The sequence below is a fragment of the Streptomyces sp. NPDC005784 genome, from assembly GCF_042871525.1.
Classification (GTDB): domain Bacteria; phylum Actinomycetota; class Actinomycetes; order Streptomycetales; family Streptomycetaceae; genus Streptomyces.
Window position 1 is genome coordinate 19,394 of the sequence record NZ_JBIAIQ010000065.1, and the last position, 9,946, is coordinate 29,339.

Genomic DNA, 9,946 nt, shown 5'->3' on the forward strand with positions numbered 1-9,946 from the left:
GGGTCGCCGTCCGCCGCTCTCCGCCCGTCCGCTGTCGTCATGCCTGTGCGCCTTCCCGGCAGTGCAGTCCCTGGCGTCGTACCGTCGCGGCGAGCGTACGGTGTCCGGCCTGCTCGGCCCGCATCACCCGCTCCTCCGGCAGGGCGCGCCGCCACCATTCGCCGGCCGCGGCGTCCGCGGTGGAGCGCAGGTCGACGACGGCGGCCGACAGACCGCGGCGGGCGGACTCCAGGGCGCCGGACTCCGGGTACTCCTCGGCGAGCAGTCCGGCCGCGTGTTCCCGTGCCCGCCCCACCGCGGAGAGCGCCTCTTCGATACGGTCACCGGCCCGCCGGTTGGTCACGGCGACCGCTGCGAGGAAGCCGACCAGCGCGCCCACGAGAGTGTCCAGGACCCGGTCGGCGATGAGTTCCCCGGACCGCTGGGAGTGCGCGAACTCGGTGATCAGCAGGGCCATGGGGGTCACGCAGACGCTGCCGAGCCAGTAATTGCGGCCCATCAGCGCCTCGGCGCCGAAGTTCAGGGCGAGGCAGCACAGGACGAGGGCCGCCTGGCCGACGTGGGCGAGCGGTGCGAGGACGGCGAAGGCCAGTACGCCGACCAGGTTGCCGACCACGCGCTGAACACCCCGGCGCCAGGTCAGGGTGACGTTGGCCTGGTAGAGGGAGGCGGCGGTGACCAGCGCCCAGTAGGGGCGGCCGACGCCGAGCGCGAGCGAGACGTATCCGGCGAGGGCGCAGCCGAGCGCGGTGCGCAGGGCTATGGGGGCGAGCGGGCCGAGGCGGCCGAGCAGCGGCCGTTCCCCGAAGGCGAGCGCGGCCTCGACGCCGAGGAGTTCGTCGGCGGCGTCCCCGAGGCCGTCGGGACGCGGGACGGGCCCGGTGCCGGCCAGGTCGCGGGCCCAGCCGCGCAACCCCTCGGGATCCGTGTCGGCGGGCGCGGCGAGCGCGACCTCGGCCCGTACGACGAGCCGTTCGAGGGCGCGCCGGGGCGCGGAGCGGGCTCCGGTGGACAGCAGCGACTGCCAGGCGGTGTGCACGGCGGCGGCCGCCGCGGCGCCGGCACGGGCGTCGTCGGGCGCCTCGACGGACCCGGCCGCGGCGTTCAGGGCGTGCGCGGTGGCACGCCGCTCCGGGCCGTGCGGGCGTACGAGTCCGGGGGCCATGCCGACGATCCAGGCCCAGGCTCCCGCCGCCGCGGCCGGCGCGAGGCGGCCCGGCACCTCGCCGAGGCTCTGCGGTACGAACAGGGACGCAGAGGTGATGAAGGCGAGGACCACGTGTCCCGGCGGGCCGATGCGCGTGGCGTCGCACAGGGTCTTCTGAGCGGCGGCCAACAGCGCGCCGACGGTGACCAGCACGACGGCGTTCTTGGTGAGCGAGGCCGTGACAAGGGCGATGCCGAGTCCGCCGAGCATCCCGGCCACCACCCAGGCGAGGGCGCGGGCCCGGGCGGCGTACGGCCGATCGTGCGCGTAGAGAGCGCAGAGCGATCCGGCCATGGTGTACATCGCCAGGTCCAGCCGGCCGAGCGCCAGCAGCGTCAGGTTCGGTGGGGCGACCGCGACGACGACGCTCAGGGCGGGCTTGAACCATATGTCGGAGGGCCTGCCGAGGCGCAGCGCATCGGCCAGCGGAAGCCGGCCTGCGCGCGAGGGGTGAAGCCGGCGTGCACGCGAGGGGCCGGGAGGGGTCGCACTGCTCATGGCCAAAACCTTAGCAGGTGTTTTACTTGTAAATCATTTCTCCTGCGCCGCTCCCACCTGCGGTGCACTCCCGCACGCTCCCCCACGTACACCCTTGCGCTCGTATGCGCACCGGCCACCCGGGGCATGCCCTGACCGACTGTCCGATGTCCGGCACCGCTGCCCGGCACCACCTGTCGGCATCGGGTGTCGCGCATCGCGTGTCCGACATCGTCGAGCGGGGAGGTACGCGGTGCACGGACCGGCTTCACCCGGCTGGCTGCTGGTTGCGCTGTGCGCGCTGACCGGGGCCTACTGTCTGCTGCGGATGCGCAGTCCGGTCGAGGAACAGCGCCGCACCGCGGGCGGCGAGGCGCTCATGGGGTTCGGCATGGCCGCGATGGCCGTACCGGCGGCCGTGGTGGCCCCGCCGCGCTGGGCCTGGCTCGCCTGCACGGTCGTCTTCGGCGCCGCCGCGCTGCGCGCGCTCTCGACATCCCGCGGCAGCCCGCACCATCTGCACCATCTGATGGGCACCTTCGCGATGGTCTACATGGCGGCGGTGATGACCGCCTCCCCGGCCCACCACGTCCACGGCGGCACGGGCGTCCCCGTCGTCACCGGAGTGCTCCTTCTCTACTTCACCGGCTACGTACTCCGCTCGGGCGCCCGTCTCCTGCCCCTGGCCGTCGCGTCGGGAGCGACCCCACGCACCGTCGGCTGGGGCGACCGCCCCGAACTGTCCCAGGCCTGCCGCCTGTCGATGGGAATCGCGATGCTGGCGATGCTGGTCACGCTCTGACTTCCGGGCGCCAAAGCCACGCCCCGGGAAGTCCGGTCACGCTCCGAAGCCGGGGTGTCGGGAAAGGAACCACGGGCGCGGTGCGAAACCGTGGCGTACGTCACTTGAGGTCGTTGCCCGTATCCAGCGGCGAGCCCCGCTCATAGGCTTCGGGCCATGATGGTCCCCGCGGCACTGTTGCTGCTCGGCGCCCTGGCCTCCGTGGTCGCTCCGCGACTGCTCGCGCGGGCGGGCTGGCCGGACCGGGAGCCGGTGGTCGCCCTGTGGGTGTGGCAATGCGTCGTGGCGGCTGTGCTGTTGTGCTGCGTCCTGTCGATGACACTCAGCGCGTCCGCCGCCTGGGTGGCCGTACGCGGCCATGTCTTCGACGGCGCACCGCCGTCGGTCGTCGACGCCTACGCGCTGAGTGCGGGAAGTCCTTGGGCCGCCACGACGGCCGTGGCGCTCGCGTGCGGTGGCGCCTGGACCGCGGCGATGCTGACGCGCGAGATCGTGCGGGCACGGTTGCTCCGCCGGCAGAGCCGGTCCGAACTCCTGCTGCGCGCACCGTTGTTGCCCGGCGAGGAGCCCGGAGCCGATCGGCTCGTCGTCCTGGAGGGGGAGCGTCCCGACGCCTGGTTTCTGCCCGGCGCCGCTCCCCAACTGGTCATCACGACCGCCGCGTTGCGCCGCCTCAAGGGGCGCCGACTGGATGCCGTACTCGCCCATGAGCAGGGGCACGCGCGGGCCCGGCACGACTGGCTGTTGCACTGTTCGGCCGCGCTGGCCAACGGCTTTCCGCAAGTCCCCGTGTTCGCCGCGTTCCGCGACGAGATGCACCGGCTGGTCGAACTCGCCGCCGACGACGTGGCGTCGCGTCGCTTCGGCCGGCTCACGATCGCTCTCGCATTGGTCGAACTCAACGAGGACCGGGGCGTGTTCGGACCCTGCCCGACCCCGGGCGCGCACGTCCCGCAGCGCGTCGACCGACTCCTCACTCCCCGGGACCGGCTCACGACCGCCCGTCGGCTGCAGCTGACGGCGGCGGCCGCGCTGGTGCCGGTGGTACCGGTCCTCGTGGCGTTCGTACCGGGGTTGCGGGCGCTGGGCTAGCCCCAATGGTGCGGGGTCACCGGCTTGTTCGTGTGCCGGGGTGTCCGTCCGGGACCGCCGGCGGGATCGCCGTGCCGGGGTGCCCGCACTCCGGTGGGTGGGTCGGGGCCGTGGCGCGGGTCGGTTTCTCCGCGGACGGAGCGGCCGGGCCAGGTCGCCTTGACCGGCGCGGGGCGCGCCGCGAAGGATTTCCCACATGACCATCAAGGGTGTGCTCTTCGACTTCTCCGGGACCCTCTTCCGCATCGAGACCGCGGAATCATGGCTGCGCGCGGTGCTCGCGGAGACCGGTCACACGCTCCCGGAGCCGGAGTTGACCGAGAAGGCGCGGGCCCTGGAGGCGGCGGGCGCGCTCGGGGGCGGTGCCCGGCCGGTGCTGCCGGTGCCGACGGATCTCGCCGACCTGTGGGAGGTCCGCGACCGAAGCGCCGAGCAGCACCGGGCGGCGTACACCGGCGTCTCCCGGCAGGTGTCGCTGCCCGGTCCCGGTCTGCACGACGCGCTCTACGACCGCCAAATGACGCCCGCCGCCTGGAAGCCCTATCCCGACGCCGCCGAGGTGCTCGGCGCGCTGCGCGGGAGGGGCCTCGCTGTCGGCGTGGTCAGCAACATCGGCTGGGACCTGCGGCCCGTCTTCCGTGAGCACGGTCTCGACCCGTATGTCGGAACGTACGTCCTGTCGTACGAGCACGGCATCCAGAAACCGGATCCGCGGCTCTTCGCGATCGCCTGCGCCGAACTCGGCATCGCCCCGGAAGACACCCTGATGGTCGGCGACGACCGAAGGGCGGACGGCGGTGCGGCGGCCCTGGGCTGCGCGGTGCACTTCGTGGACCATCTGCCGGCGGCGGACCGTCCGGACGGACTGCGGCCGGTACTCGAACTGGCGGACTGACCGCCAGGACTGCGGACGTCAGCCCCGGTAGTCCTCGACCTGCGACGACGGACGCACCTGTGCGTCGTCCGGGTTCTCGCCGAACTCGGACTTCGCGCGCCGCTGGCGCAGCAGGTCCCAGCACTGGTCGAGTTCGCGCTCCAGTTGCCCGAGCCGCGCGTGCTCCGTGGCGCCGTCGATCTGCCCGGCCGCCAGCGCGTCGCGCAGCCGCCGCTCGTCGTCCACCATCGACGTGATCCTGGCCAGGATCTGATCTCGCTCCATGTCCGTACGCCTCCTCGGGGTTCCAGGCCACTCTATGGAGGACACGGGACCTCTGCGAGCGATACGCACCCCGACACCCCGGAAGCCATACGAACAACCGGTCGACTCAGGGGTGGCCGTTCACCTCTCCTGGATCACCGATTGCATGACACTCCGATGCGGAAGGGAGTGCTTTTGGTCTCCGGCGGCCTCTTGTGGTCAAGTTTTGGCCAACAAAGGCCAAATGCCTCGCAATATGGGATCCATGGCTACGTTGGCGCCCCCGTCACATACTCCCGAGGTCCGCAATGAAGACAGCGCTCTGGATCCTCCTCGCCAGCCTCCTCACCTGCGTCACCGCCACCGCTCTCCACAACACGGCTCGCAGCGACGACAGGGAAACCCTCGTCGGCAACGTGCTGCTGAGCTTGTCCGTCGGCTGGTACATGGTCACGAGTTGGCGACGCGCCTACCTCGCGAAGCACCAGCGCCCACCTCGGAACGACGTGGGCGTGACGCCGAGCACCGGTTCATGAAGCCCGCGGACGGCCGCCGATCGAACGACGCTCCCCGGGCGCCGGCTGCCGCGCGTCCGACCTGAGGCGATCCCCCGCGTCGCCCCAGGTCGGCGGCAGCCCGGAACCGACCCGCGAAGGGTCTGGGCCCGGACGCGTTGAGTATAGTTGGCTGACAGCCAGTCAACGCAGGAGTTACAGCATGTCCCCGCGAAGCGCCTCGGTCAATGAAGAGTTGCGGCGGCGTTCCCGAGAACGGTTGCTGCAGGCCGCGGTGGAGCTGGTGAGCGAGCGCGGTTACGACGCCACGACGCTCGGGGACATCGCGGATCGCGCGGGATCGGCGCGCGGACTGGTGTCGTACTACTTCCCCGGCAAACGGCAGCTCCTGCAGTCCGCGGTGCACCGGCTGATGCACCGCACGCTGGAGGAAGCACTCGAACGCGAGCCGCGCAGCGAGGACGGCAGGGAGCGGATGGCGCGGGCCGTCGACGCGATCCTGGGTCTCACCCAGGATCAGCCGGTACTGATGCGCCAGCACATGGCCGGACTGCTCCAGGCCGAAGGATTCGTCCAGTGTCCGGAGCAGGTGCGTCTCTCGGAGCTGCTCGGGGACACCGTCGCACGGTACGGATCGCAGCAGGTCACGGCCGACTACCCGATGCTGCGCGCCCTGCTCATGGGCGCGGTGTACGCGGCGCTGGTGCCGGGGGTGCCGATGAAGGTCCCGGTGTTGCGGGCCGAACTGTTCAAGCGCTACCGGCTGGACTGGGAGATGGGGGTGCCCCCGGACACCGAGGCGTCGGGCGGCCCCCGCGAGACGGATCTGTCCCGCTTCTTCGCGACCGGCCCGGAGCCGGTGGACGGTCGGTCCAAGTAGTCGGCCGCGTCCGGACGTTGAGCTCGCACAACGGGGCACGAGCGCTTCGCCATGGTCAACGGCGGGCGTGACGAGGTGTCAGGAACCCGGCGTCACGCGCCCCGGCGATCAGCCGCAGGGACTTGCGGCGGCTGTGGCCGGTGGCGCCCATGACGGCGAGCACCGGATCCAGGCCCTCCTCCTGCGCCGCCCGGTACTCCTCCGCGACCAGCAGACGGCCCTCGACACCGCGCGGCCAGGCGGGCCGGGCGCGCCGCGCCTGACTTTCCCGGTCCTGGTCGTGGCCGGCGCCGAGGCGGCTCCCGCACGCCTCGAACAGCGGTTCCTCGATCCACTCGGCGACCACCGCGAGGTCGTCCAGCGAGAGGGGCGGCTCGGCGCGTACGTCCTCGATCGACAGCGCCGCCTCCGACAGCACGGCGAGCAGGTCGACCCGGGCCCCGTCCGCGAAAGCGAGCCGGACGTTGAACCAGGACCTGATCGCAGCCCCGGACTCCCGCACTTCCCAGGCGGGCCACACGGACACGTCGCCGTCCGCGCGGCAGCGGTCGGACAGATTGAGGAACGATGCGTCTGGCACATGCGGAACGTAACCGCATCATCACATTCCATACGAACGGACACGCGCGCACCCGACACGGACCGCACCCTGTCAGCGGAGCACCACTGGTGCGATGCTGGAAGCACCAGCGATGTCCTGTCAGCGATCTCCCTGATCCCTCGGGTAAGGAGTTCCGCAGTGCTGCGTGTCGCCGTCGTCGGCTCGGGGCCCAGTGGGGTCTACAGCGCACAGGGTCTTGTCCAGCGGAGCGGGCCGCCCGATGTCCGGGTCGACGTCCTGGACCGGTTGCCCTGCCCGTACGGCCTGGTGCGCTACGGCGTGGCACCCGACCACGAGAAGATCAAGTCGCTCCAGAACAATCTGCGGACCGTCCTGGAGGACGAGCGGGTGCGCTTCCTCGGCGGCGTCCGGGTGGGACCGGGCGGAGTGCCGGCGGCGCGGCTGCGGGAGCTGTACCACGCGGTCGTGTACTGCGTCGGCGCCGCCACCGACCGGCATCTCGGTGTGCCCGGCGAGGACCTGCCCGGCAGCTGGTCGGCGACCGAGTTCGTCTCCTGGTACAGCGCGCACCCCGATTCCGTGGCCGACGGATTCGTGGCCGGCGCACGCTCGGCCGTGGTCATCGGCGTCGGGAACGTCGCCGTCGACGTGACCCGGATCCTGGCCCGCGGCGCGCCCGAACTGAGCCCCACCGACATGCCGCAGGCGGCGCTCAGCGCGCTGGCCGCGAGCGAGGTCACCGAGATCAGCATGGTCGGACGGCGCGGACCGTCGCAGGCCCGCTTCACCACCAAGGAGCTGCGCGAGCTGGGCGCCCTGCCGGAGGCCGAGATCAGCGTGGACGAGGCGGAGTTGGCGCTCGACCCGGCCTACCTCGATCCGTCGGGGCTGCCTGCCGCGCAGCGCCGCAACGTGGAGGTCCTGCGGGGCTGGGCGGCGGCCGCGCCACTGGGCCGCCCGCGCCTCATCCGCCCGCGCTTCTTCCTTCGCCCCGTCGAACTCCTCGCCGACGGCGGGCGGGTGGGCGCGGTGCGTTTCGAGCGGACGGTGCCGGACGGAGCGGGCGGGGTGACGGGAACCGGTCGATTCGAGGAGATCGAGGCCCAGTTGGTGCTGCGTTCGGTGGGCTATCGCGGAGTGCCGCTGGACGGACTGCCGTTCGACCCCGACCGTGGCACGGTGCCGCAGCGGGCGGGACGGGTCCTGCGGGACGGCGTGGTGGCGCCGGGCGAGTACGTGGCCGGCTGGATCAAGCGCGGCCCGACCGGGGTGATCGGGACCAACCGCCCGTGCGCCAAGGAGACGGTGACCTCCCTGCTGGAGGACGCCCCCGCGCTCGTACGGCGAGAGATCGCCGAGGATCCGCTCACGGCGCTGCGTGCCGAGGGGGTACGGCCGGTCGAATGGGCCGGGTGGCAGGCGATCGAGCGGGCCGAGGCGGAGCTGGGAGCCAGGCTGGGCCGCGGCGTGGTCAAGCTGCCCGACTGGGACGCGCTGTGGACGGCGGCGCGGACGGCGAGGTCGTAGCGACGTCGGTTGCCGGGATGTGACGAGGTCCTGGCCAGGCCGGTCGCGGGATGACGCGGGATCATGGCGGAGTCCGCGACAGTTCCGTGGGCATGACACATATCGGCAACAGGCCGGACATCAACAAACTGTTCAAGCCACCTACGGTCTCGTGCTGTCCGGGCGCGCTCGTGTCGTGCGGACCACCCCCTCACCCCGCAGCTTCTGGAGTGCCCATGGCAACCACCGCTCCCGTGCATCCCGTCGACGAGGTTCCACCCGTCCGCCACCTGGCCGCCTTCGGTCTCCAGCACGTGCTCGCGATGTACGCGGGCGCGGTGGCGGTTCCACTGATCGTGGGCGGCGCGATGAGGCTGTCGCCCGCCGACCTGGCGTACCTGATCACCGCGGATCTGCTGGTGTGCGGAATCGCGACGCTGATCCAGTGTGTGGGCTTCTGGCGCTTCGGCGTGCGGCTGCCGATCATGCAGGGGTGCACTTTCGCCGCCGTCTCCCCCATGGTGCTCATCGGCACGACGGGCGGCGGACTGCCCGCGATCTACGGGTCGGTGATCGTCGCGGGTCTCGCGATCGTCCTGCTCGCCCCGGTCTTCGGAAGGCTGCTGCGCTTCTTCCCGCCGCTGGTCACGGGCACGGTCATCCTGATCATCGGTGTCTCGCTGCTGCCGGTGGCGGGCAACTGGGCCGCGGGAGGCGTCGGTTCCAAGGACTTCGGGGAGCCGAAGAACCTGGTGCTCGCCGGCTTCGTCCTGGCCGTGGTGCTGGGCGTGCAGCGGTTCGCACCGGCCTTCCTCGGGCGCATCGCGGTCCTCGTCGGCATCGCCGTGGGTCTCGCGGTCGCGGTTCCGTTCGGGTTCACGGACTTCGGCGGGGTCGGGGAGGCAGACTGGATCGGGATCAGCACGCCGTTCCACTTCGGTGCGCCGTCGTTCCACGCCTCCGCGATCGTCTCGATGCTGGCCGTGGCCCTGGTAACCATGACCGAGACCACGGGTGACTTCATCGCGGTCGGCGAGATGACCGGTCGGCCGATCGAGCCGCGCACCCTCGCGGACGGTCTGCGCGCCGACGGTCTGTCCACGGTCCTCGGCGGTGTCTTCAACACCTTCCCGTACACGGCGTTCGCGCAGAACGTGGGCCTCGTCGGCATGACCCGGGTGCGCAGCCGCTGGGTGGTCGCCGCCGCCGGCGGCATTCTCGTCGTGCTCGGTCTGCTGCCGAAACTGGGTGCCGTGGTCGCGGCGATACCCGCGCCCGTGCTCGGCGGCGCGGGCCTGGTGATGTTCGGAACCGTCGCCGCGAGCGGGGTGCGCACCCTCGCCGGGGTGGACTTCAACAGCAACAACAACCTGACGGTGGTGGCCGTTTCGGTCGCGATCGGCATGCTGCCGGTCGGAGTGCCGACGGTCTACGAGAAGTTCCCTGACTGGTTCCAGACGGTGATGAACAGCGGGATCAGTGCGGGGTGCCTGACGGCGATCGTACTTAATCTGCTCTTCAACCACCTTCCCGGCAGGGCGAGTTCGGCTGAGGCCGGCACTGAACCCGAGGGCGCCTCGGCCGGGGCGTAGGCCCTCACCCGCAAGCGGATCCGAAGATCGGCCGCCGGTCCTTCGACTGCTGCCCCGCATGCCGGTCCGGGGGGGGGGGGGGCGGGGCCCCCCCCCCCCCGGCCGCCGCCCCCCCCCCCCCCACCCCCCGCCCCGCCCCCAAGGGAGGGAACACCAAGGGTGTGAGAGTGGTTGG

Annotated in this window: 10 protein-coding genes; 7 read left to right on the forward strand and 3 right to left on the reverse strand. The window is 71.9% G+C overall.

Features of this window, described 5'->3' with window-relative positions; all coding sequences use genetic code 11:
* Nucleotides 1-37: 37 nt before the first annotated feature.
* A complete protein-coding gene (locus tag ACFYR3_RS43220) occupies nucleotides 38-1,705 on the reverse strand; it encodes an FUSC family protein (protein ID WP_355839055.1) in 1,668 nt (555 codons plus the stop codon).
* Nucleotides 1,706-1,937: 232 nt separating this feature from the next.
* Here ACFYR3_RS43220 and ACFYR3_RS43225 point away from each other — a divergent pair, with 232 nt between their 5' ends.
* From ACFYR3_RS43225 to ACFYR3_RS43235, 3 genes are all read left to right on the forward strand, one after another.
* Nucleotides 1,938-2,486, forward strand: coding sequence for a DUF5134 domain-containing protein (locus ACFYR3_RS43225; protein WP_355839053.1), 549 nt, complete (start codon nucleotides 1,938-1,940; stop codon nucleotides 2,484-2,486).
* A gap of 156 nt (nucleotides 2,487-2,642) precedes the next feature.
* Nucleotides 2,643-3,578, forward strand: a complete 936-nt coding sequence (locus tag ACFYR3_RS43230) for a M56 family metallopeptidase (RefSeq protein WP_355839051.1) — start codon at nucleotides 2,643-2,645, stop codon at nucleotides 3,576-3,578.
* Between the two features lie 196 nt (nucleotides 3,579-3,774).
* A complete protein-coding gene (locus ACFYR3_RS43235; RefSeq protein ID WP_389287794.1) occupies nucleotides 3,775-4,473 on the forward strand; it encodes an HAD family hydrolase in 699 nt (232 codons plus the stop codon).
* Between the two features lie 18 nt (nucleotides 4,474-4,491).
* Here ACFYR3_RS43235 and ACFYR3_RS43240 read toward each other — a convergent pair whose 3' ends face one another.
* Nucleotides 4,492-4,737, reverse strand: coding sequence for a DUF2630 family protein (locus ACFYR3_RS43240; protein ID WP_355839049.1), 246 nt, complete (start codon nucleotides 4,735-4,737; stop codon nucleotides 4,492-4,494).
* 287 nt (nucleotides 4,738-5,024) lie between these two features.
* Here ACFYR3_RS43240 and ACFYR3_RS43245 point away from each other — a divergent pair, with 287 nt between their 5' ends.
* Both ACFYR3_RS43245 and ACFYR3_RS43250 read left to right on the forward strand, forming a co-directional pair.
* A complete protein-coding gene (locus tag ACFYR3_RS43245) occupies nucleotides 5,025-5,252 on the forward strand; it encodes a hypothetical protein (protein ID WP_355839048.1) in 228 nt (75 codons plus the stop codon).
* A gap of 181 nt (nucleotides 5,253-5,433) precedes the next feature.
* Nucleotides 5,434-6,111 (forward strand): helix-turn-helix domain-containing protein, encoded by a 678-nt coding sequence (locus ACFYR3_RS43250; RefSeq protein WP_355839046.1) that lies wholly within the window; start codon nucleotides 5,434-5,436, stop codon nucleotides 6,109-6,111.
* 55 nt (nucleotides 6,112-6,166) lie between these two features.
* Here ACFYR3_RS43250 and ACFYR3_RS43255 read toward each other — a convergent pair whose 3' ends face one another.
* Nucleotides 6,167-6,637, reverse strand: a complete 471-nt coding sequence (locus ACFYR3_RS43255; protein ID WP_355839310.1) for a DUF6214 family protein — start codon at nucleotides 6,635-6,637, stop codon at nucleotides 6,167-6,169.
* Between the two features lie 213 nt (nucleotides 6,638-6,850).
* On the opposite strand from ACFYR3_RS43255, the gene ACFYR3_RS43260 reads away from it, so the two are divergent.
* Entirely contained in the window at nucleotides 6,851-8,200 is a 1,350-nt protein-coding gene (locus tag ACFYR3_RS43260; RefSeq protein WP_355839044.1) for an FAD-dependent oxidoreductase, read from the forward strand.
* Between the two features lie 215 nt (nucleotides 8,201-8,415).
* Entirely contained in the window at nucleotides 8,416-9,771 is a 1,356-nt protein-coding gene (locus tag ACFYR3_RS43265; RefSeq protein WP_389287797.1) for a nucleobase:cation symporter-2 family protein, read from the forward strand.
* Nucleotides 9,772-9,946 lie beyond the last annotated feature (175 nt).